The sequence below is a fragment of the Nocardioides sp. LML1-1-1.1 genome (assembly GCF_040676175.1).
Taxonomy (GTDB): domain Bacteria; phylum Actinomycetota; class Actinomycetes; order Propionibacteriales; family Nocardioidaceae; genus Nocardioides.
On record NZ_JBEGHK010000001.1, the window covers coordinates 137,905 to 158,644 of the forward strand.

A 20,740-nucleotide genomic window follows, 5' to 3' on the forward strand; every position below is an offset into this window, starting at 1 on the left:
CCAGCCAGGGGCCTCGGAAGGCGCAGATACGTCACAATTCGTGCATTTCGGCCGCAAGTGCGACAGAGTTGCGTCATGACCGACTACCGGGTCGCGGAGGCCGCCGAGCTCCTCGGCGTCAGCACCGACACCGTGCGCCGCTGGATCGACAGCGGCCGGGTCGCCGCGAGCACCGCCGAGGGGCGCACCGTCGTACCGGGTGCCGACCTCGCCGCGCTCGCCGCCTCGCTCGTCGACGACGCCGAGAAGGAGCGCACCCGCTCCGGCGAGGTCAGCGCGCGCAACCGGATGACGGGGATCGTCACCCGGGTGCTCGCCGACACCGTCATGGCGCAGGTCGAGATGGTCTGCGGTCCCTACCGGGTGGTGTCCCTGATGAGCGCCGAGGCGGCGGCCGAGCTCGGCCTCGAGCCCGGCGCCCGCGCGATCGCGTCGGTCAAGTCCACCAACGTCGTCGTCGAACGACCCGTCCCGAGGAAGCACGCATGATGAAGAAGACCTGGGCGACCGCCGGAGCACTCGTGCTCCTCACCCTCCCGCTGGCCGCCTGCGGCGACGACGGCGACGACAAGGGCGGGAGCGGCTCGAAGGACAAGACCACGCTCACGGTGTTCGCGGCGGCGTCGCTGAAGACGTCCTTCGAGGAGCTGGAGAAGACCTACGAGAAGGCCCACCCCGACGTGGACGTGAAGCTCTCCTTCGGCGGCTCCTCGGACCTCGTCGCGCAGATCACCGACGGCGCCGAGGCCGACGTCTTCGCCTCCGCCGACACCAAGAACATGGACAAGCTCACCGGCGCCGACCTGGCCGACGGCAGCCCGCAGGAGTTCGCGACGAACACCCTGACCATCGCGGTCCCGCCCGGCAACCCGGCCAGGATCACCGGCCTCGCCGACCTCGCGAAGGCCGACCTCGACATCGTGGTCTGCGCCCCCGAGGTGCCCTGCGGCAGCGCCGCCGAGCAGGTCGCGGAGAAGGCCGGCGTGAAGCTCGCCCCCGACAGCGAGGAGCAGTCGGTCACCGACGTGCTCGGCAAGATCGAGTCCGGCGAGGGCGACGCCGGCCTGGTCTACGTCACCGACGTCGAGGCCGCCGGCGACAAGGTCGAAGCGGTGACCTTCCCCGAGGCCGACGAGGTCGTCAACCACTACCCGATCGTCACGGTGAAGGACTCCGAGCACGCCGGCCTCGCCCAGCAGTGGATCGACCTCGTGCTCGGCGACGGCCAGGCTGTGCTCACCGCCGCAGGGTTCGGTCCGCCGGCCGCATGAGCCGCACCCGGCACGTCGGCCTGCCGCGCTGGGTCTACCTGCCCGCGCTGCTGGCCGGCGTGCTCGTGGTCCTCCCGGTCGCCGCGCTCGCGACCCGGATCGCCTGGGCGGACTTCCCCGCCCTGGTCACCTCCGACGCCGCCCGCTCCGCCCTGGGGCTGAGCCTGCGCACGTCGGCCGCCAGCACCGGGCTCTGCCTGGTGCTGGGGATCCCGCTGGCCGTCGTCCTCGCGCGGAGCGAGGCACGCTGGCTCGGCCTGGTCCGCTCGCTCGTGCTCCTGCCGCTGGTGCTCCCGCCGGTCGTGGGCGGCATCGCGCTGCTCGCGGCCTTCGGGCGCAAGGGCCTGCTGGGCGAGCAGCTCGACGCGTGGGGCGTGCAGATCGCCTTCTCGACCATCGCCGTCGTGATGGCGCAGACCTTCGTCTCGCTGCCCTTCCTCGTCGTCAGCCTGGAGGGCGCGCTGCGCACCGCCGGCGAGCGGTACGACGTCGTGGCCGCCTCGCTCGGCGCCGCCCCGACCACGGTCCTGCGCCGGGTGACGCTCCCGCTGGTGCTGCCCGGCCTGGCCTCGGGCGCGGTGCTCGCGTTCGCCCGCTCGCTCGGGGAGTTCGGCGCGACGGTCACCTTCGCGGGCAGCCTCGAGGGCACCACCCGCACCCTCCCCCTGCTGATCTACAACCTCCGCGCCACCGACTCCGACGCGGCCGTGGCGATGTCGCTGCTGCTCGTCGCCGTCGCGATCCTGGTCATCGGCCTGGTCCGCCCGCGAGGTGCCTCGTGAGCCTGGTCGTGGACCTGCGCGTGGCCGCGCGCGACGTCGAGGTCGCCTTCGAGCTGGCCGACGGCGAGACGGTCGCCCTGCTCGGGCCCAACGGCGCCGGCAAGTCGACCACGCTCGACGTGCTCGGCGGCCTGCTGCGCCCCGACGCCGGACGGGTCGTGCTCGACGGTGACGTGCTCACCGGCGACGGCCGGTGGCTGGCGCCCCACCGGCGTCGTACGGCGCTGCTGGCGCAGGACCCGCTCCTGTTCCCGCACCTCAGCGTGCTGGAGAACGTCGCCTTCGGCCCGCGCAGCCGTGGCGCCGGCCGGTCCGCGGCCCGGGCGGCCGCCGAGCAGTGGCTCGCCGAGGTCGGCGCCACCGAGCTCGCCGGACGTCGCCCGGCCCAGCTCTCCGGCGGCCAGGCCCAGCGGGTCGCCGTGGCCCGGGCGCTCGCCGCCGACCCGCGGCTGCTGCTGCTCGACGAGCCGATGGCCGCGCTCGACATCGCCGTGGCACCCGCGCTGCGCCAGCTGCTGCGCACCGTGCTCGCCGAGCGGACCGCCGTCGTGGTCACCCACCACGTCCTCGACGCGCTGCTGCTCGCCGACCGGGTAGTCGTCCTCGACGGCGGTCGCGTGGTCGAGGACGGGCCTGCCGCCGACGTGCTCTCCCGTCCGCGCAGCGCCTTCGCGGCGCGCTTCGCCGGGCTCAACCTGGTCGGTGGGACCGCCACCCCCGACGGCGTACGACGACCGGACGGGTCGATCCTGCACGGCACCCTCGGCGATCCCGCCCCGGCGGACGGCGCCGACGCCGTCGCGGTCTTCCGGCCCTCGGCCGTCGCGGTCCACCGGGAGCCGCCCGGCGGCAGCCCCCGCAACGTCCTGCCCGCGCGGATCGAGGAGCTGGAGCCGCTCGGGGACGTGGTCCGGGTGCGCGCAGGGGACCTCGCCGCGGACGTCACCATGGCGGCCGCCGCGGAGCTCGGGCTGGCCCCCGGACAGGCCGTCAGCTTCGTGGTGAAGGCGACCGAGGTGTCTGTCTACGCGCGCTGATCACCGCGCACGTCGTACGACCGATAAAGTTCGCCCCATGAACGACGCCCTCGCCGTGGAGCCGACCGCCCCCGACCGCAACCTCGCCCTGGAGCTGGTGCGCGTCACCGAGGCCGCGGCCATGGCAGCGGGGCGGTGGGTCGGCCGTGGTGACAAGAACGGCGCCGACGGCGTCGCGGTCCAGGCCATGCGCGTGATGATCTCCAGCGTCAGCATGAACGGCACCGTCGTGATCGGCGAGGGCGAGAAGGACAACGCCCCGATGCTCTACAACGGCGAGACCGTCGGCGACGGCACCGGCCCCGAGTGCGACGTCGCCGTCGACCCGATCGACGGCACCACCCTGACCGCCAAGGGCATGGCCAACGCGGTGGCCGTGCTGGCCGTCGCCCCGCGCGGCACCATGTACGACCCGTCCGCGGTGTTCTACATGGAGAAGCTCGTCACCGGCCCCGAGGCCGCCGAGGTCGTCGACATCCGCTATCCCGTCGCCGAGAACATCGCCCAGGTCGCCAAGGCCAAGGGCTCCAACCCCTCCGACGTCACCGTCGTGCTGCTCGACCGGCCGCGCCACCAGCAGCTCGTGGACGACATCCGCGCCACCGGCGCCCGGATCAAGTTCATCACCGACGGCGACGTGGCGGGCGCCATCATGGCCGCCCGGGCGGACACCGGCATCGACCTGCTGCTCGGCATCGGCGGCACGCCCGAGGGCATCATCGCCGCCTGCGCGATGAAGGCCATGGGCGGCACCATCCAGGGCCGGCTCTGGCCGACCGACGACGAGGAGCGCCAGCGCGCCATCGACGCCGGCCACGACCTGGACCCCGACCACATCCTGACCACCGACACCCTGGTGACCGGTGACGACTGCTTCTTCGTCGCCACCGGCATCACCGACGGCGAGCTGGTGCGCGGCGTGCGCTACCGCGGCGGCGGCGCGGTCACCCAGTCGCTGGTGATGCGCTCGCGCACGGGCACGATCCGAACGATCACCTCCGAGCACCAGCTCTCGAAGCTGCGCGGCTTCTCCGCGATCGACTTCGACTGAGGGCTCAGGCGGTCTCGACCACGCGGTACGGCGTCGCGACCGCCGCGCTCTGGCGCAGCAGCGACGCCGCCACCAGGTCGCCCACCCGCGGGTCGACGGCCATCCCGATGTGCGAGGCCCGCACCTCGACGGCCTCGCCCTGCGGGTCGATGCAGGCCTTCCAGTCGACGATGCCGTCGCGGCGGGAGTAGATGTTGGTCATCGCCACGTCCGCGCGCAGCGGCTCCTGCGACTCGGTGAAGCTGAGGTGGGCGCACTCGCCGGCCACGCAGTCCTCCGACATCAGCGTCGAGAAGCCCACGTCGGAGAGCCGGTTGAGGACACGGACACCACGGGTGAGCACCGCGTGGTGCGCCGCGGGCGCCCGCATCGGGCTGCCCATGGTGACGATCCCGGCCACCAGGTCGGGACGCCGCGCGGCCAGGCCGCGGGCGATCATCCCGCCGAGGCTGTGCCCGACGATCTGCACCCGCGCGTCGCGCCGCTCGGCGATCTGCTCGATCCGGGACTCCAGGGCCAGCGCGGAGCTCAGCGTGCAGCCGATGTTGGCCGAGATCTGCGAGCGGTAGGTCCGGAAGCCGCGGGCGCGCAGCTCGGCGGCCATCGCGGTCAGCGTCCAGTCACCGGCCAGGAAGCCGGGGATGAGCAGCACGGGCTCGGCGACGCGTGCGGCCTGCCGGGCGGCGTACGGCGTGCGGCGGCGCTCACGACGGCTCGTGCCCCGCCGTACGGCGAAGCGGCCGGCCTCGGTCACCAGACTGCCCTCGCGCAGCAGCGCGGCCAGTGCCGGGCGGCCGTAGCCGTCGGGCAGCAGCCAGGGCGCCAACGTGTTGCTCACGTCACAGACGGTACCCAGTTGAAACGGCAACTACACGGGATTGGGCACACTGGGAGCATGTCGTCGCGCCCCCTGAGCCCCGAATTGCCGGATGTGGAAACCTCCGACGAGCTCCTCGCTCCGGTCTGCTCCGGTGTCGAGATCTGCTACCAGACCTTCGGCAGCGCCGAGGACGAGCCACTGCTGCTCGTGATGGGCCTGGGCGGGCCGATGACCTGGTGGGACTCCGAGCTGTGCGCGCAGCTGGCCGCCGCCGGCTTCTTCGTCATCCGCTACGACAACCGGGACACCGGGCGCTCCACCCGGTCCTCGAGCCGGGTCCGGCGCGACCACGTGGTCCGTGCCTTCCTCGGGACGCCGACCCGCGCGCCGTACTCGATCTCCGACCTCGCCGCCGACGCCTTCGGCCTGCTCGACCACCTCGGCATCGCCGCCGCGCACGTCGCGGGCATCTCGATGGGCGGCATGATCGCCCAGACCATGGCCGTCGAGGCGCCGGAGCGGGTGCTCAGCCTCGCCAGCATCATGTCGACCACCGGTCGCCGCGGCGTCGGCGGGCAGCACCCCGCGCTGCTCCCGACCCTGATCGCCACCCGCGGACCCTCGCGCGAGGACTACGTCCGCGGCGGCGTCGCGGTCTGGAAGGCGATCGGCTCGCCACGCTTCCCGCAGCCCGACGACAAGCTGCGCACCCGGGCCGGCGACACCTGGGACCGCGGGATCTCCCGCGCGGGCGTGCTGCGCCAGATGATGGCCGTGCTCACCCAGCCGGACCGGACCCGGGCGCTGGCCGCGCTGAGGGTGCCCACGCTGGTGATGCACGGGCTCGCGGACAAGATGGTCCACATCTCAGGCGGCCGGGCGACCGCGGCCGCCGTACCGGGGGCGCGGGTGGTGTTCATCGACGGCTGGGGCCACGACCTGCCGGCTCCCCTGTTCCCGACCTTCGTCCGGGCGATCCGTGCGAACGCCGACCGGGCCGCCACACCCGCCTCCTGAGCCTCACCGGGCGCCACTTCCCGTCCACAGGCAGCGCCCCAGGCCGCTTCCTCCACAGGTGCGTGCCCGCCGCGACCGCCACGTCACCTCCCTCTCCTACCGTCTGCCTTCCCGCCGGACCTACCGGCGGACGACGACTCGGGAGACCCGGATGAAGATCAGAGCCCTCTGCCTGCTGCTCCTCGCGCTGCTGGCCACCTCGCTGGGTGCGACCGGCGGCGCCGCCGCCCGCGAGCGCCCACCCGCACCTCGCTGGGAGCCGCCGCCCGACACGATCGTGGCGGTCGACGGCGACGCCGAGCTCGGCTTCACGATCCACCGCTACGACGGCTCGACGCTGTCGCCACCGACGCTGTCGGAGACCACCGCGGAGTGCACCGAGTACGACACCGCCGTCCGCGTCGCCGCGTGCCGGGCCGAGGCGGAGACCTGGTTCCGCGACCTCGCGGACCTCCAGGTCGCCCTCACCTGGGCACGCTACGACGCCGCGCGCACCCCGCACGGCCCCCGGCGCGACCGAGGGAGCCACGTCGCTGAGGCTCCTCAGCCCGCGCTGACCTCGGCACCCGGGATCCGCCCGGCGCGCTCGCGGTCGACGGTGAGGTTCTCGCCCGTCGCCGGGTCGAAGAGGTGGATCCGGCTGCCGTCGACCCAGATCTCGGCCTCCTCGCCCTCGCGGATCCGGCTGGCGCCGTCGAGGGAGACGACGAGCTGGGTGCGCATCGCCTCGCCGTCGAGGTCCTTCTCCAGCTGGTGCAGCTGGGCCGTGACCTCGTCCGGCGACTCGAAGGGCAGGTAGGCGTAGGTCTCGTTGCCGAGCCACTCGACGACGTCGACCTGGGCCCGGAAGGTCGAGCCGCTGCGGCCCTCCGCCGAGGCGAGCGAGGCGTCCTCGAAGTGTTCGGGACGGATGCCCGCGATGAGCAGGCCGCGGCCCTCCGCGCGCGAGGCCTTCTCGGCGGGGATCTCGACACTGCCGAACGGGAGCTTCACCGCGCCGTTCTCGACGGTCGCCGGCAGGAAGTTCATCGGCGGGGAGCCGATGAAGCCGGCGACGAAGAGGTTGCCCGGGTTCTCGTAGAGCTCGCGCGGCGTGGCGAGCTGCTGCAGGACACCCCGCTTGAGCACGGCCACCCGGTCACCGAGGGTCATCGCCTCGGTCTGGTCGTGGGTGACGTAGACGGTGGTGATCCCCAGCCGCTTCTGCAGCCGGGCGATCTCGGTGCGCATCTGGCCGCGCAGCTTGGCATCCAGGTTCGACAGCGGCTCGTCGAAGAGGAAGGCGTCGGCCTGCCGGACGATCGCCCGGCCCATGGCGACGCGCTGGCGCTGGCCGCCGGACAGGTTGCCGGGCTTGCGGTCCAGGTGCTCGGTGAGCTCCAGGGTCTCGGCCGCGTCGCGCACCAGCTTGTCGACCTCGGCGTCCGGCGTCTTGGCGAGCCGGAGCGGGAAGGCGATGTTCTCGAAGACGGTCAGGTGCGGGTAGAGCGCGTAGTTCTGGAAGACCATCGCCAGGTTCCGCTCGCGCGGAGCCAGGTCGTTGACCCGGCGGTCGCCGATGATCATGTCGCCGGAGGTGATGTCCTCCAGGCCCACGATCATCCGCAGCAGCGTCGACTTCCCGCAGCCGGACGGCCCGACGAGGATCATGAACTCCCCGTCGGCGACGTCGATGGAGACGTCGTTCACGGCCGGGAAGCCGTCGCCGTACTTCTTGACGATGTTGTTCATCGTGATGGCAGCCATGTGCACCTCACCCCTTCACGGCGCCGGAGGTGAGACCGGCGACGATCTTGCGCTGGAAAATCAGGACGATGACGATGATCGGGATGGTCGCGATGACCGCTCCCGCGGCGAGCAGGGAGGCTGGCCGGTTGAACGGGTCGGCGCCGACGAAGAAGGACAGCGACGCCGGGATGGGACGGGCGTTCTCGGTCGAGGTGAGCGAGATGCCGAAGACGAAGTCGTTCCACGCGAAGAAGAAGGTCAGGATCGCCGCTGTGAACACGCCGGGAGCGGCGAGCGGGACGATCACCTTGCGGAACGCCTGCCACGACGTCGCCCCGTCGACCTGGGCCGCCTGCTCCATCTCCCACGGGATCTCGCGGAAGAACGCCGACAGCGTCCAGATCGCGAGCGGGAGGGTGAAGGACATGTACGGGATGATCAGGCCGGGCCAGGTGTCGTAGAGCCCGACCGCACGCCACATGTCGAACAGCGGGCCCACCAGCGAGACGACCGGGAACATCGCGATCGCGAGCGCGATCGTGAGGACGGCCTTCTTCCCGCGGAACTCCAACCGGGCGATGGCGTACGCCGCGAGCGTGGCCACGATGACCGAGAGCAGCGTCGCGATGAGGCTGATCCCGATCGAGTTGAAGATCGCCCGGCGGAACTGGTCGTTCTCCCAGACGGCCTTGTAGTTGTCGAAGCCGACGCTCGTGCCCTCGCTCGGCAGGAAGCCGGGGTTGCCGGCCGTGATCGAGGCCTCGGACTTGAACGACAGCGAGATGATCCAGGCGACCGGGAGCAGGCACCAGATCAGGATGAGGAGGCAGCCGACGACGGTACCGATGCGGTTCTTCATGTCACGACTCCTGCCGGGCCTGCGCCAGGTCGACGCGGAAGAGCTTCACGATGCCGAACGCGACCACCAGCACCGAGAGGAACAGCAGCACGGAGAGCGCCGAGCCCATGCCGAGCTGGAACTGCTCGATCGTCTGGCGGTAGGTGAGGAAGCTGATGGACTCGGTGTTCTGCGCGCCGTTGGTCATCACGAAGATGTTGTCGAAGATCCGGTAGGCGTCCAGCGCCCGGAACAGCACCGCCACCATGATCGCGGCGCGCATGTTCGGGAGGATCACCATCGTCAGGCGCTGGGTCCAGGTGGCGCCGTCGACCTTGGCCGCCTCGATCATGTCCTCGCTCACCTGGGCGAGCCCGGCGAGCAGCAGCAGCGACATGAACGGCGTGGTCTTCCAGATCTCGGAGACCATGATCGCGATGACCGCGGACGGTGTCTGGCCGAACCAGTTGAACTCGTCGCCGACGAAGGGGAGCCACCCGTTGACGAAGCCGTTCTGGAACGAGAAGGCGAACTGCCAGGCGAAGCCGGAGACGACGGTGATGATGCCGTAGGGCACCAGGATCGAGGTCCGGATGATCCCCCGGGCGAAGATCACCCGGTGCATGACCATCGCGAACGCGAAGCCGATGACCAGCTCCACCGCGACGGTGACCACCATGTACAGGATGGTCACGCCGGTGGTCTTCCAGAAGAGCGGGTCGCTCAGCGCGGTGAGGTAGTTGCTCAGCCCGATGAACTTGCGGTCGTCCGGAGCGGTGAGGGCGTAGTCGAAGGTCGACAGGTAGAGCGCCCGGAGCATCGGGAAGGCGGTCACCAGCAGCATCAGGATGATGGCCGGGGCGACCAGCTTCTGCCCGAGCCGGGTCTCGGCCTTGGCCCGGTCGCTGACGGCGGCCTTGCCCCGCGGGGGTGCGGTCGTGGTGCTCACAGCAGCGACTTCCCTTCCAGCACGTCCTTCAGGTACTTCGCCGACTCCTCGGGCGTGCTGTCGGGGTCGACGGAGGTGGGCGAGTGCCACCTCGCCTGGATCGCGCCGGAGATCATCGCGTAGAACGCGCTCTTCGGTCGGGGGCCGCCCTCGTCGACGCTGGTGCGGAAGAGCTCGATGAGGTCCTTCGGGTAGTCGCCACTGGCGGCGACCTGGTCATAGGCGCCGTTCGTCGATGGCATCAGCCCGGCCTGGAGCGCGAGGTCGACCTGTGCCTTCTCCGAGGTGATGCACCGAGCGGCCTCCTGCGCCCAGTCGGCGTGCTTGGTGTAGGCACCGATGCCGATGTCGATGCCGCCGACCGGCGGCTTGGAGGGCGTGCCGGCCACCGTCTGCGGGTAGCGGGCCCAGCCGAGGTCGGCGAGCTGCTGCTTGGTGATGCCGTCCGGCGTGCCGGCCGTCCCGGCGTAGTTCTTGTAGACGAAGGTCCAGTTCGTCATGAACTCGCCCGGCCCCTTCTTGGGGAACATCTGCCCGAGGCTGGTGCCCTCGTTGGAGACGGTCAGGTCGGGCTGCGCAGCCTTGTCGGCGAGCTTCTGGATGATGGCGGCGGCCTTGCGCCCTGCCTCGGAGTCGATGTCGACCTTCGCGTCCCGCCCGGCCTCGGTGTCCGAGACGAGGTCGCCGCCAGCGCCCTGGACGAGCGCGTTGATCCACACGACGTAGGCCTCGTACTTGTTGGCCTGCACGCCGACCGTGCCGCCCTCCTTGCTCGCGGCGTCGATGACCTGGTCCCAGGTGACCGGCTTGGTCATGTCCAGGCCGGCGGCCTTGGCGAGCGACTTGCGGTACCAGAGCACCTGGGTGTTGGCCCAGAGCGGGATCGCGAACACCTTGTCGTCCCAGGTGACCGTGTCGGCGGCACCCGAGAGGTAGTTGCCGCTGCCCTCGATGCTCTTCTCGACCTCGGCCGCGACGTCGCCGGTGACCTCCTCGAGCCAGCCGGCGTTGGCGAACTCGGCGACGAACACCGGGTCGAGGTTCATCAGGTCGGTGGAGGAGTCGTTGGCCGCGAGCCGGCGGGCCAGCTGGGTGCGCTGGTCCGTCGCCGAGCTGGGCAGCTCCTGCACCGCGATGTCGTACTTGTCGGTGCTGCACTGCTTCGCGTACGTCTTGAAGACGTCCACCCCGTCGGGGTTCACGTACCAGTTCAGCACCGGCTTGCCGGAGTCGCCGCACGCGGCGAGCGCACCCGCCGCGAGCACACCGACCGCCACTGCCGCGACCGCCCTGCGGCGCCTGCCCTGTCTCGACCTCATCGTCCAGATCACCCCTCCCGAGTGTGGCTTGCGTCACCCAGTGCTACCCCACCGGTGGGGTGCTTGTCCACGTCCTCGTGCGCGCGGAGGTACCCGTGACGACTCGGTTCAGACCCCGTAGGTTGCGGTCATGGCGCTTCACGTCGTCGCGGCGCGCACCGACCCGGCCCTCTTCCGGCTGCCGTGGTCGAAGCCGCTCGCCCAGTGGGAGGACTGGTACGTCGTACCGCTCCCGCTCGGGCTGTCGCGGCACGTCGTGCGGGTGGTCCAGGTCAACCGCCAGTTCCTCGCCGTGAAGGAGACCGAGGAGGCGATCGCACTGCGGGAGTACGACCTGCTGCGCGACCTGCAGCGCCTCGACCAGCCCTGCGTCGTCCCGCGGGGCGTGGTGACGGGACGGGTCGCCGAGGACGGCTCGCCGCTGCCCGCCGCGCTGCTCACCGAGCACCTGCACTACTCGCTGCCCTACCGCACGGTCTTCCAGCACGGCCTGCGCGCCGAGCAGGTGCCGGCGTTGATCGACGCCCTCGTCGTGCTGCTGGTCCGGCTGCACCTGGCGGGCTTCTTCTGGGGCGACGTGTCGCTGTCGAACGCCCTCTTCCGCCGCAACGCCGGGGGGTTCGCTGCCTTCCTCGTCGACGCCGAGACCGCCGAGCTGCGCGAGAGCGTGTCCGACGCGATGCGCGAGCACGACGTGACGGTCGGGGTGGAGAACATCTTCGCCGAGCTGATGGACCTGCAGGCGAGCGGCGACACCGACATCGAGGTGGACGGCCAGGAGGTGGTGACGCACCTCGCCGAGCAGTACCACTCGCTGTGGGAGGAGCTCACCGCCGCGGAGGAGTTCGGCGCCGACGAGTGGTTCCGCGTCGAGCAGCGGATCAGCCGGCTCAACGACCTCGGCTTCGACGTCGACGAGCTGGACGTGCAGACCGACTCCGACCGGGTCCGGATCCAGCCGAAGGTCGTCGAGGCCGGCCACCACCGCCGCGAGCTGCGCGACCTCACCGGGCTGGTCGCCGAGGACAGCCAGGCTCGCAAGCTGCTGAACGACCTGGCGGCGTACACCGCCCACTTCGGGTACGACGACGAGGACCGCGAGGTCGTCGCCCGCCGATGGTTGAGCACGATCTACACCCCCATCGTCGCGCTGCTGCCGGACGACCTGCGCAGCCGGATCGCCCCCGCGGAGTACTTCCACGAGGTGATGGAGCACCGGTGGGCGCTCTCGGACGCGGCCGGGCACGAGGTCGACATCATCGAGTCCGCGCGCGACTACGTCGCCAACGTGCTCCCGCACCGTCCGCCGGACTCGCCCACCGGGCTGCGCTGACGTCAGCCCGTGGGGAGGCTCCCCCGCACCTCGAACGCCGCGGCCAGCTCGTCCCGGCCCACCGGGCCGCGCGACGCCAGCGCCCACAGCAGCAGCCGCGCCTTGAGCGGTGACAGCCAACCGGCCCCGACGGCACCGCGCGCGGCGAGGTCCACCTCCGAGCCGGGATAGCCGTAGATCGCGCGGCCGGTGGGGCCCGCCCCGGTGCGCGAGGCGAACACGACGGGGATCCGGGCCGCGGCCCGGCCGACCGCCTCGGCCATGCTCGCCGAGACGTGGCCGGCGCCGAAGCCGGCGACCACGACGCCGTCGGCACCACCCGCGACGACCGTGTCGAGGACGCTCCCGTCGTCGCCGAGGTAGGTCGTCAGCAGCGGCACCCGTGGGTTCGCGGTGTCGTCGGTGGGCGGCGCGAGCGGGGCGAGGCGGACAGGCGGGGCGACGTACCGGACCTCGCCCTCGACGCAGCGCCCCACCGCTCCGAACGACGGCGAGCGGAAGGCCCCGGTGGACAACGCGTCGGTCTTGGCGACCCAGCGCGCCGCGTGCACCTCGTCGGCGAAGGCGACCAGTGCGCCACGCTCCCGGGAGGCCGGCGCGAGCGCGGTGAGCACCGCGGCCAGCAGGTTGGCCGGGCCGTCCGCACCCGGCGCCTGGGCCGAGCGCATCGCGCCGGTGAGGACCAGCGGCTCGGGGCGGTCCCAGAACAGGTCGAGCAGGTACGACGACTCCTCCAGCGTGTCCGTCCCCTGCGTCACCACGACCCCGGCGGCCCCCGCGTCGACGGCCTCGCGCGCCCAGCGCAGCGTGCGCAGCAGCGTCGCCTCGTCGAGCGAGGGGCTCGGCACGGTCGCGAGGGTCTCCGCGCGGATCTCCGCGACATCCGCCAGACCCGGCACGGCGGCCGCGAGCGACTCCGCCGTCAGCGTCGGCACGATCGCGCTCCCGTCGGCCGCGCTCGACGTGGACGCGATGGTGCCGCCGAGCGCGGCGATCGCCACCGTCGGCCTCCCGTTGCTCATGCGGCCATCTTGGCGGATCCGGGCCCGCTGTCGGCGAGCGGTGACAGGCTGGCGCCATGGCGGAGGATCAGGCACCCGGACGGATGGGCGGCAGCGCGGAGCGGCCGGCCCGCTTCTTCGCCGGTCCCGGCGAGTTCGACGCGTGGCTCGCCGCGCACCACGCCACCGAGACCGAGCTGTGGATGGGCCTGCTGAAGAAGCACGTCCCCGAGCGCGGCCTGACCTGGGAGCAGGCCGTGCCCGTCGCCCTGTGCTGGGGCTGGATCGACTCGGTCGCCCAGCGCATCGACGAGGACGCCACCCGCCAGCGCTGGACCCCGCGCAAGAGGACCAGCAACTGGAGCAAGGTCAACCTCGACCTCGTCGAGCAGCTGCGCGCCGAGGGCCGGATGCAGCCGAGCGGGCTGGCGATCTGGGAGGCCCGCCGTCGCGACGTCGCGCCCTACACCCACGAGGCCGACCCCTCGATGGTGCTGCCACCGGCCTACGCCGCGCAGCTCGCCGCCTCCGCGGCCGCGAGCGCCTTCTGGGAGGCCGCGACCAACACCTACCGCCGGATCTGCACCAACTGGGTGCTCACCGCCAAGCAAGAGGCGACCCGCGACCGGCGGATGGCCCAGCTCGTCGAGTGCTCCGCGGCCGGCGAGGTGATCCCCAGCCAGCGCTACGGCGAGGTCCCGCGGTGGGTCGAGCGCGCGGCCGCCGCCGCTCAGGAGGCCTCCGGCTCGACGTAGACCGTCCCGCCGAGCTCGACGAATTCGGCGGACTTCTGGGCCATCCCGTCCTCGGCGAAGCGCTCCCGCACGTCCTGGCTGATCCGCATCGAGCAGAACTTCGGCCCGCACATGGAGCAGAAGTGCGCGGTCTTGGCGTTCTCTGCGGGCAGCGTCTCGTCGTGGAACTCCTCAGCCGTGACCGGGTCGAGGGAGAGCGCGAACTGGTCGTGCCAGCGGAACTCGAAGCGTGCCTTCGACAGCGCGTCGTCCCAGTCCCGGGCACCGGGGTGGCCCTTGGCGACGTCGGCGGCGTGCGCGGCGAGCTTGTAGGTGATGACCCCGGTCTTCACGTCGTCGCGGTTCGGCAGGCCGAGGTGCTCCTTGGGGGTGACGTAGCAGAGCATCGCGGTGCCGTGCATGGCGATGGTGGCGGCGCCGATCGCGGAGGTGATGTGGTCGTAGCCGGGCGCCACGTCGGTCGCGAGCGGCCCGAGCGTGTAGAACGGCGCGCCGTGGCACCACTCCTGCTGGAGGCGGACGTTCTCCTCGACCAGGTCGAGCGGCACGTGGCCGGGGCCCTCGACCATCACCTGCACGTCGTGGGCCCAGGCCCGCTCGGTGAGCTCGGCGAGGGTGCGCAGCTCGGAGAGCTGGGCCTCGTCGTTGGCGTCGGCGGTGCAGCCGGGGCGGAGCCCGTCGCCGAGCGAGAACGCGACGTCGTACGCCGCGAAGAGCTCGCACAGCTCGTCGAAGTGCGTGTAGAGGAAGTTCTCCTGGTGGTGGGCCAGGCACCAGCCGGCCATGATCGAGCCGCCGCGGCTGACGATGCCGGTGACCCGGCGCGCGGTCAGCGGGACGTAGCGCAGCAGCACGCCGGCGTGGATCGTCATGTAGTCGACGCCCTGCTCGCACTGCTCGACCACCGTGTCCCGGAAGACCTCCCAGGTGAGCTTGTCCGCCTCCCCGTTGACCTTCTCCAGTGCCTGGTAGATCGGCACCGTCCCGATCGGGACGGGTGAGTTGCGGATGATCCACTCCCGGGTGGTGTGGATGTCGTCGCCGGTGCTGAGGTCCATCACCGTGTCCGCGCCCCAGGTGATGGCGTGGGTGAGCTTGTCGACCTCCTCCGCGATCGAGGAGGTCACCGCGGAGTTGCCGATGTTGGCGTTGATCTTCACCAGGAACCGCCGGCCGATGATCATCGGCTCGGACTCCGGGTGGTTGACGTTGACGGGGATGATCGCCCGGCCCGCGGCGACCTCCGAGCGCACCAGCTCGACGTCGCACTGCTCGCGTGCGGCGGCGTAGCGCATCTCCTCGGTCACGATGCCCGCGCGGGCGTAGGCCATCTGGGTCACGGCTCGTCCGCCGGTCGCGCCTCCTCCGCTGGTCGAGCCTCCTCCGCTGGTCGAGCCTCCTCCGCCGGTCGAGCCTGTCGAGACCGCGCGCAGCGGCCGGCGCCGCTCACCGCGCCACTCGTCGCGGGCCTCGCCCCGGCGGAGCGCGCTGCGGCCGTTGTCGACGAGCTGCGTCTCCCGGCCGTCGTACGGCGCGGTGTCGGCGCGCGCCGCGATCCACTCCGCGCGCCGGGGCGGCAGCCCGGTCTCCGGCTCGGAGCCGGGCCCGGAGGTGCAGTAGCGGTCGAAGGTCTCGCCGTTGGTGAGGGCGACCCGGGTGAACGGCACCCGGAGGTCACCGACCTCGATCCGGGTGTGGGCGGGGTGCACGGTCATGCGATCTCTCCTGTGTCGAGGGTGGGGTTGTGGAGGTGGGCGACGGGTCCTCGGCCGCGGCCGAGGGTCCAGTCCTTGCTGAGGTGGAGCTGCCGGGCGACGTAGGCGTCGGCGAGCGGGGCGGCGTCGGCGAGCGGTACGCCGAGCGCCAGGTGGGCGGCGAGGGCGGCGCTGTGGGTGCAGCCGGTGCCGTGGTCGTTGGTGGTCGGGATGTCGCCACCGCGGGTGACGAGGACGTGGTCGCCGGCGGGCCGGCCGAGCGCCACGAACTCGTCCTCGTTCGGCGTCGCCACGGTCGCGACCGGCAGCAGCCACGACCGGTAGGCCGCGACGACCTCGGCGCCACCGAGCACCGCACCGGAGGTCGCGACCAGGACCGGGTCGACGACCAGGACCCGGCCGGCGCAGCGCTGGGCGACGAGCCTGACGACCTCGGGGGTGGCGAGCATGCCGGTCTTCACGGCGACCGGGTCGAGGTCCTCCAGCACGGCGTCGAGCTGGGCGGCGACGACGTCGAGCGGCACCGGGTGGATCGCCCGCACCCCGGTGGTGTCCTGGGCGGTGACGGCCGTGACCACGCAGGCGCCGTGCACGCCGAGGGCGGCGAAGGTGGTGAGGTCGGCGGCGATCCCGGCGGCACCGCCGGAGTCGGTGCCGGCGATGGTGACGACGACGGGCGGGCTCATCCGGCCTCCCGGAGCAGTGCGGCCACCACGGCCGCCGGATCCTCGGCGCGCATCACCGCACCCATCACGGCCACCCCGTGGGCACCGGCGGCGCGAGCGGCAGCGGCGTTGGCGGGCGTGATCCCGCCGAGCGCGTACGTCGGCAACCGCAGCCCGCGGAAGGCGGAGGCCGCGACCGGCGGGCCGTGGCCCGGCTTGCTGTCCGTCGCCGCGAAGGGCGACAGGGTCGCCCACGACGCACCCTCGGCGGCCGCCCGGTCCACCTCCACGCGGTCGTGGCAGGAGCGGCCCCAGGCGCCGGTGACCGGGGCGGGGTCGGCGGCCCGGGCGTGGAGCCCGGCACAGCCGGGGACCGGGCGGTGGGCGGCGAGCACCGTGAGCCCCGCGTCCTGCGCGGACCGGGCCAGCTCGGCGCGCGGGCCGTCCGGCAGGTCGGACTCGCGGAGCAGCACCGTCGAGGCACCGCCGGCCGCGACCGCGCGCAGCACCTCGGCGAGCGAGCGCCCGGCGGGCACCAGCCGGCGGTCGGTCAGCACCAGCAGCCGCGACATCATCCGACCCGCCCCGCGACCGGGCTGGAGGCGCGGGCGACGGCCTGGCGCGGGATCCGGCCGGCACCGCGCGCCATCCGGCCGGCGAGCACCGCCAGCCGCAGCGCACCGGCCATGGCGACCGGGTCGTCCGCGCGGGTGACGGCGGTGGCGGCGAGGACCGCGTCGCAGCCGAGCTCCATGGCGAGGGCGGCGTCGCTCGCCGTACCGACCCCGGCGTCGAGGACCACCGGCACGGCCACCGCCGCGCGCACGGCCGCGATCGCGTGCGGGTTGAGGACACCGAGCCCGGAGCCGATCGGCGATCCCAGGGGCATCACCGCGGCACAGCCGGCGTCGACGAGGCGACGGGCGACGACCGGGTCGTCGGTGGTGTACGGCAGCACGGTGAACCCGCGCCGGACCAGCTGCTCGGCGGCGTCCAGCAGCTCGACGACGTCGGGCAGCAGCGAGTGCTCGTCGCCGATCACCTCGAGCTTGACCCAGTCCGTGCCGAGCGCCTCGCGCGCCAGCTCGGCGGTCAGCACCGCCTCCCGCGCGGACAGGCAGCCGGCCGTGTTGGGGAGCAACCGTACGCCGTGGGCGCGCAGCGCCGCGAGCAGCCCGCCGTCCGCGAGCGAGGACGCGCGTCGCATCGAGACCGTGACCAGGGCCGGCTCCGCGGCCTCCAGCACCGGACCGAGGAGGGAGACCCGCGGCAGACCGCCGGTGCCGAGGAACAGCCGCGAGCCGAGCTCGACCCCATCGACGACGAGCGCGCTCATCGGGGTCCCCGCTCGACTCGTCCGTCGGAGGAGCGCAGCGGGGGAGCCGGAAGATCGAGTGGGGTGATCATCCTCCTTGCACCGCCGTCACGATGTCGACGACCGCGCCGTCGGCGAGCAGCGGTGCCGACCACACCGAGCGGGGCACCACCTCGCCGTCGATCGCGACCGCCACCCCGTCCGGGTGGGCGCTCCCGAGCCGCTCGCCCAGCAGGTCGGCGACCGTGCGGGCCTCCGTCCGCAGCGGCTCTCCGTTGCAGGTGATCGTCATCGCGCTCCTTCCATCGCACGGCGGGGATCGAGGACGGGATCGACCCGCCCGGTCTCGAGGTGGTCGGCCACCAGGCGTGCGGTCAGCGGTGCGAGCAGGACGCCGTGCCGCCCGTGCCCCGCCGCCAGCACGACGTCCGCCACCCCGCTGGGCCCGACGAGCGGCAGCCCGTCGGCCGTCGCGGGCCGGTCCCGCGCGGTGCCCTCGACGAGCTCGGCGCGGTCCAGCGCGGGCCAGAGCCGGCGGCCCGCGTCGAGCAGCCGGAGGGTGCCGCCCGCGGTGAGCACCGGTGGCGCGTCGTGCCGCTCGGAGGTGGCACCGAGCACGACCCGGCCGTCACCGCGCGGCACGAGGTAGACCGGCTCCCCCGCCACCCAGCCGCGCACGGTGCGCTGCGGCGGGTCGTCGGAGCGCAACCGCAGGACCTCCCCCCGTACGCCGGAGACCAGGCCGGTCCACGGCTCCGGCAGGTGCGCCCCGGTCGCGACGACGGTGACGTCGGCGCCGCTCGCCGCCTCCCCCACCGGCACCCGCTCCAGCAGGGCCGCGCACACCGCCCGCGGGTCCACGCTGGCCTCGCCCGGCAGCAGCGCGCCCCCGGCCACCCGGCCCAGCGCCGGTTCGGCCTGCCGCACGGCCGCGCGGTCGAGCGCCACCACGTCCCGGCCGTGCCGGGCCAGCAGGGCGGCCTGCCGCTCCACCTGCTGGAGGTCGCCGGCGTCGTGACCCACCAGCAGGGTGCCCTCGCTCCGCAGCGCCACCCCGAGCCGCGCGGCCAGGTCCGGCCACAGGTCCAGCGAGGCGAGCCCGAGCCGGAGCAGGTCCTCCTCGCCGTACCAGACCTCGGCGGCGGGGCTCAGCATCCCCGCGGCGGCGTACGACGCCCCGCGGGCCGGGCGCGGGTCGACCACCGTCACGGCGTGCCCGCGGCGGGCCAGCTCCTCGGCGACCGTCAGCCCGACGATGCCCGCCCCGAGCACCTCCACGCGCATCAGCCGACCGCCGTCACGAGCTCCTTCGCTGCTGCCACGGGATCGGGTTGTCGCCAGATCGCACCGATGACGGCCACGCCGTGGGCCCCCGCGGCGCGGGCCTCGGCGGCCGTCGCGGCGTCGAGGCCGCCGATGGCCACCAGCGGCAGCACACCGACCGCCTCCCGGACCGCCGCGATGCCGAGCGGCGCGGGCAGGCCCGGCTTGGACACGGTCGGGAGGAGCGGCCCGAAACCGGCGTAGTCCGCGCCCGCCTCCGCCGCGGCCTCGACCGCCGCGCGGTCACGGCAGGTGGCACCGACCACCAGCCCCGGCGCGAGCCGCCGGGCGTCGGCGACGGCGAGGTCGTCGGCGCCGAGGTGGACGCCGTCGGCGCCGGCCGCCAGGGCCACGTCGAGCCGGTCGTCGACGAGCACGCGGGCGCCGTGCGGGCGGACGGCGGCCAGCACCGCCGCCGTCAGCGCGACGAGGTCGCGGGTGGTCAGGTCCTTGGCGCGGACCTGGAAGCCGTCGACCCCGGCGCCGGCCAGGGCGGGCAGCAGGGTGAGGTCGTCCCGTTCGGACACCAAGCAGAAAAGCCGAGCAGTCATCTCAGTCCGTTCCTTCGCCGGCATGATCCGGATCAGGTGTGACGGTCGGAGCGGCTCCAGCTCCCTCTCAGCCCGCTGCCGCGGACTCCCGTGGGTGGTCGTCCCTCACGCTAGCGCACGGTCTCCAGCGGCCAGGTAGCGGCGCACGGCCAGCGCCGCGGCACGGCCGGCCCGGTTGCCGCCGATGGTGCTCGCCGAGGGTCCGTGGCCGACCAGCTGGACCCGCGGGTCGCGCTCGGCCGTGGTCGCGGTCTGCACGTCGGAGCCGCTCTGCAGCAGGGCGATCCCGCCGTGCTCGCTGCGCAGGTGGAGGGGCGCCAGGTGGCCGACCGCGGGCCGGAACCCGGTGGCCCAGAGGATCACCTCGACCGGCTCGAACGTGCCGTCGGCCCAGCGCACGCCGTCCGGCTCGATCCGCTCGAACATCGGCCGCCGCCGTTCGTAGGTCCCCAGCCGCGCGGCCTCCTGCTCCTGCGGGCGCAGCCCCAGCCCGGTCACGCTGACGACGCTCGCCGGCGGCAGCCCGGCACGGACCCGCTCCTGGACCAGCTCGATCGCGTGCCGCCCGACGCTCTCGTCGAAGTGCTCGCGCCACACCGGCGGGCGCCGGGTCACCCACAGCACGTCGGTGCGCGGAGCGAGCTCGCCGAGGAACTGCACCGCCGAGGCGCCGCCACCCACGACGAGGACCCGCTTGCCGTCGAAGTGCGCCGCACCGGGGTAGTCCGCCGTGTGCAGCTGCTCGCCGCGGAACTCCCCCGCCCCCGGGTACGACGGCACGAACGGCCGGGTCCAGGTGCCGGTCGCGTTGACCAGCGTCCGCGTCGTCCACTCCCGCGCACCGGCGTGCACCACCAGCAGCTCGCCGGCGGAGGTCACCCGGTCCACGCGCACCGGCCGGACCACCGGCAGGGCGTGCTCGCGCTCGTAGCGCGCGAACCAGTCCGCGAGCACCACGTTCGCCCGGTCACCCGACCCGCCCGGCGCCGGCGCGTCCGGGAGGTCGGCCACCCCGTGCACGTCGTTCATCGTCAAGGAGTCCCAGCGGTGCTGCCAGGCGCCGCCCGGACGGTCGTTCGCGTCGAGGAGGACGTGATCGATGCCCAGCCGCGCCAGGTGGTACGACGCGGAGAGCCCGGCCTGGCCGGCTCCGACCACCACGGCGTCGTACACGTGCATGCGGGTCGAACACCCCCGGTTGACCTGTCGAGTCCCGGGCACCGGTGCGACATTGGTCACGCATTCGCAGCAGCCGGGCCGCAACCGATAA

23 protein-coding genes and 1 riboswitch are annotated in these 20,740 nt (G+C 73.2%); of the genes, 8 read left to right on the top strand and 15 right to left on the bottom strand.

Going from position 1 to position 20,740, the window contains the following annotated elements; genetic code table 11:
- Positions 1 to 75 precede the first annotated feature (75 nt).
- The 5 genes from MRBLML1_RS00620 to glpX are packed head-to-tail and all read left to right on the top strand — an operon-like array spanning position 76 to position 4,141.
- Positions 76 to 489 (top strand): TOBE domain-containing protein, encoded by a 414-nt coding sequence (locus MRBLML1_RS00620; RefSeq protein ID WP_364509929.1) that lies wholly within the window; start codon positions 76 to 78, stop codon positions 487 to 489.
- Positions 486 to 1,271, top strand: a complete 786-nt coding sequence (gene modA, locus MRBLML1_RS00625) for a molybdate ABC transporter substrate-binding protein (protein WP_364509931.1) — start codon at positions 486 to 488, stop codon at positions 1,269 to 1,271. Before MRBLML1_RS00620 ends, modA begins: the two co-directional genes overlap by 4 nt.
- Complete coding sequence (locus MRBLML1_RS00630; protein WP_364509933.1) at positions 1,268 to 2,053, top strand: ABC transporter permease; 786 nt, start codon at positions 1,268 to 1,270, stop codon at positions 2,051 to 2,053. Before modA ends, MRBLML1_RS00630 begins: the two co-directional genes overlap by 4 nt.
- Positions 2,050 to 3,090 (top strand): sulfate/molybdate ABC transporter ATP-binding protein, encoded by a 1,041-nt coding sequence (locus MRBLML1_RS00635; RefSeq protein ID WP_364509935.1) that lies wholly within the window; start codon positions 2,050 to 2,052, stop codon positions 3,088 to 3,090. The genes MRBLML1_RS00630 and MRBLML1_RS00635 overlap by 4 nt, the downstream gene beginning before the upstream one ends.
- A gap of 37 nt (positions 3,091 to 3,127) precedes the next feature.
- Positions 3,128 to 4,141 carry a class II fructose-bisphosphatase gene (gene glpX, locus MRBLML1_RS00640; protein ID WP_364509937.1) on the top strand — a complete coding sequence of 338 codons (1,014 nt, stop codon included), beginning with the start codon at positions 3,128 to 3,130 and terminating at the stop codon, positions 4,139 to 4,141.
- Positions 4,142 to 4,145: 4 nt separating this feature from the next.
- Here glpX and MRBLML1_RS00645 read toward each other — a convergent pair whose 3' ends face one another.
- Complete coding sequence (locus MRBLML1_RS00645) at positions 4,146 to 4,979, bottom strand: esterase/lipase family protein (RefSeq protein ID WP_364509939.1); 834 nt, start codon at positions 4,977 to 4,979, stop codon at positions 4,146 to 4,148.
- Positions 4,980 to 5,072: 93 nt separating this feature from the next.
- On the opposite strand from MRBLML1_RS00645, the gene MRBLML1_RS00650 reads away from it, so the two are divergent.
- Positions 5,073 to 5,978 (top strand): alpha/beta fold hydrolase, encoded by a 906-nt coding sequence (locus tag MRBLML1_RS00650; RefSeq protein ID WP_364509941.1) that lies wholly within the window; start codon positions 5,073 to 5,075, stop codon positions 5,976 to 5,978.
- 321 nt (positions 5,979 to 6,299) lie between these two features.
- On the opposite strand, the gene MRBLML1_RS00655 is transcribed toward MRBLML1_RS00650, so the two are convergent.
- The 5 genes from MRBLML1_RS00655 to MRBLML1_RS00675 all read right to left on the bottom strand — a co-directional run bounded on the left by MRBLML1_RS00655 (position 6,300) and on the right by MRBLML1_RS00675 (position 10,770).
- Positions 6,300 to 6,446, bottom strand: coding sequence for a hypothetical protein (locus MRBLML1_RS00655; protein ID WP_364509943.1), 147 nt, complete (start codon positions 6,444 to 6,446; stop codon positions 6,300 to 6,302).
- Positions 6,447 to 6,521: 75 nt separating this feature from the next.
- Positions 6,522 to 7,724: an ABC transporter ATP-binding protein gene (locus MRBLML1_RS00660; RefSeq protein WP_364509945.1), complete on the bottom strand. Its 1,203-nt coding sequence runs from the start codon at positions 7,722 to 7,724 to the stop codon at positions 6,522 to 6,524.
- A gap of 7 nt (positions 7,725 to 7,731) precedes the next feature.
- On the bottom strand, positions 7,732 to 8,565 hold the full coding sequence (locus MRBLML1_RS00665) for a carbohydrate ABC transporter permease (RefSeq protein WP_364509947.1): 834 nt from the start codon (positions 8,563 to 8,565) through the stop codon (positions 7,732 to 7,734).
- Between the two features lies 1 nt (position 8,566).
- Positions 8,567 to 9,493, bottom strand: coding sequence for a carbohydrate ABC transporter permease (locus MRBLML1_RS00670; RefSeq protein ID WP_364509949.1), 927 nt, complete (start codon positions 9,491 to 9,493; stop codon positions 8,567 to 8,569).
- A complete protein-coding gene (locus MRBLML1_RS00675) occupies positions 9,490 to 10,770 on the bottom strand; it encodes an extracellular solute-binding protein (protein ID WP_364509951.1) in 1,281 nt (426 codons plus the stop codon). The genes MRBLML1_RS00670 and MRBLML1_RS00675 overlap by 4 nt, the downstream gene beginning before the upstream one ends.
- Before the next feature lie 172 nt (positions 10,771 to 10,942).
- Between MRBLML1_RS00675 and MRBLML1_RS00680 the strand changes: the two genes are divergently transcribed.
- On the top strand, positions 10,943 to 12,145 hold the full coding sequence (locus MRBLML1_RS00680) for a DUF4032 domain-containing protein (protein ID WP_364509953.1): 1,203 nt from the start codon (positions 10,943 to 10,945) through the stop codon (positions 12,143 to 12,145).
- Positions 12,146 to 12,147: 2 nt separating this feature from the next.
- Here the strand turns inward: MRBLML1_RS00680 and MRBLML1_RS00685 are convergent, their stop codons facing one another.
- Complete coding sequence (locus MRBLML1_RS00685; protein WP_364509954.1) at positions 12,148 to 13,167, bottom strand: asparaginase; 1,020 nt, start codon at positions 13,165 to 13,167, stop codon at positions 12,148 to 12,150.
- 56 nt (positions 13,168 to 13,223) lie between these two features.
- Here MRBLML1_RS00685 and MRBLML1_RS00690 point away from each other — a divergent pair, with 56 nt between their 5' ends.
- Positions 13,224 to 13,901 (top strand): YdeI/OmpD-associated family protein, encoded by a 678-nt coding sequence (locus MRBLML1_RS00690; protein ID WP_364509956.1) that lies wholly within the window; start codon positions 13,224 to 13,226, stop codon positions 13,899 to 13,901.
- On the opposite strand, the gene thiC is transcribed toward MRBLML1_RS00690, so the two are convergent.
- The 8 genes from thiC to MRBLML1_RS00730 all read right to left on the bottom strand — a co-directional run bounded on the left by thiC (position 13,877) and on the right by MRBLML1_RS00730 (position 20,649).
- The gene (gene thiC / locus MRBLML1_RS00695) at positions 13,877 to 15,616 is read right to left on the bottom strand and encodes a phosphomethylpyrimidine synthase ThiC (RefSeq protein WP_364509958.1); all 1,740 of its coding nucleotides are present in this window, start codon (positions 15,614 to 15,616) and stop codon (positions 13,877 to 13,879) included. The two genes, MRBLML1_RS00690 and thiC, sit on opposite strands and share 25 nt — an antisense overlap.
- Complete coding sequence (locus MRBLML1_RS00700) at positions 15,613 to 16,302, bottom strand: bifunctional hydroxymethylpyrimidine kinase/phosphomethylpyrimidine kinase (RefSeq protein ID WP_364509960.1); 690 nt, start codon at positions 16,300 to 16,302, stop codon at positions 15,613 to 15,615. The genes thiC and MRBLML1_RS00700 overlap by 4 nt, the downstream gene beginning before the upstream one ends.
- Entirely contained in the window at positions 16,299 to 16,853 is a 555-nt protein-coding gene (locus tag MRBLML1_RS00705; protein ID WP_364509962.1) for a thiamine phosphate synthase, read from the bottom strand. The genes MRBLML1_RS00700 and MRBLML1_RS00705 overlap by 4 nt, the downstream gene beginning before the upstream one ends.
- Entirely contained in the window at positions 16,853 to 17,617 is a 765-nt protein-coding gene (locus MRBLML1_RS00710; protein ID WP_364509964.1) for a thiazole synthase, read from the bottom strand. The genes MRBLML1_RS00705 and MRBLML1_RS00710 overlap by 1 nt, the downstream gene beginning before the upstream one ends.
- A 67-nt stretch (positions 17,618 to 17,684) precedes the next feature.
- Complete coding sequence (gene thiS / locus MRBLML1_RS00715; RefSeq protein ID WP_364509966.1) at positions 17,685 to 17,888, bottom strand: sulfur carrier protein ThiS; 204 nt, start codon at positions 17,886 to 17,888, stop codon at positions 17,685 to 17,687.
- Positions 17,885 to 18,874, bottom strand: a complete 990-nt coding sequence (locus tag MRBLML1_RS00720) for an FAD-dependent oxidoreductase (RefSeq protein WP_364509968.1) — start codon at positions 18,872 to 18,874, stop codon at positions 17,885 to 17,887. Before MRBLML1_RS00720 ends, thiS begins: the two co-directional genes overlap by 4 nt.
- Positions 18,875 to 18,879: 5 nt before the next feature.
- Entirely contained in the window at positions 18,880 to 19,470 is a 591-nt protein-coding gene (gene thiE, locus MRBLML1_RS00725; RefSeq protein ID WP_364509970.1) for a thiamine phosphate synthase, read from the bottom strand.
- Positions 19,463 to 19,572: riboswitch (TPP riboswitch) on the bottom strand. (Overlaps the previous gene by 8 nt.)
- A 3-nt stretch (positions 19,573 to 19,575) precedes the next feature.
- Positions 19,576 to 20,649 (bottom strand): FAD-dependent oxidoreductase, encoded by a 1,074-nt coding sequence (locus tag MRBLML1_RS00730; protein ID WP_364509972.1) that lies wholly within the window; start codon positions 20,647 to 20,649, stop codon positions 19,576 to 19,578.
- Positions 20,650 to 20,740: the final 91 nt, after the last annotated feature.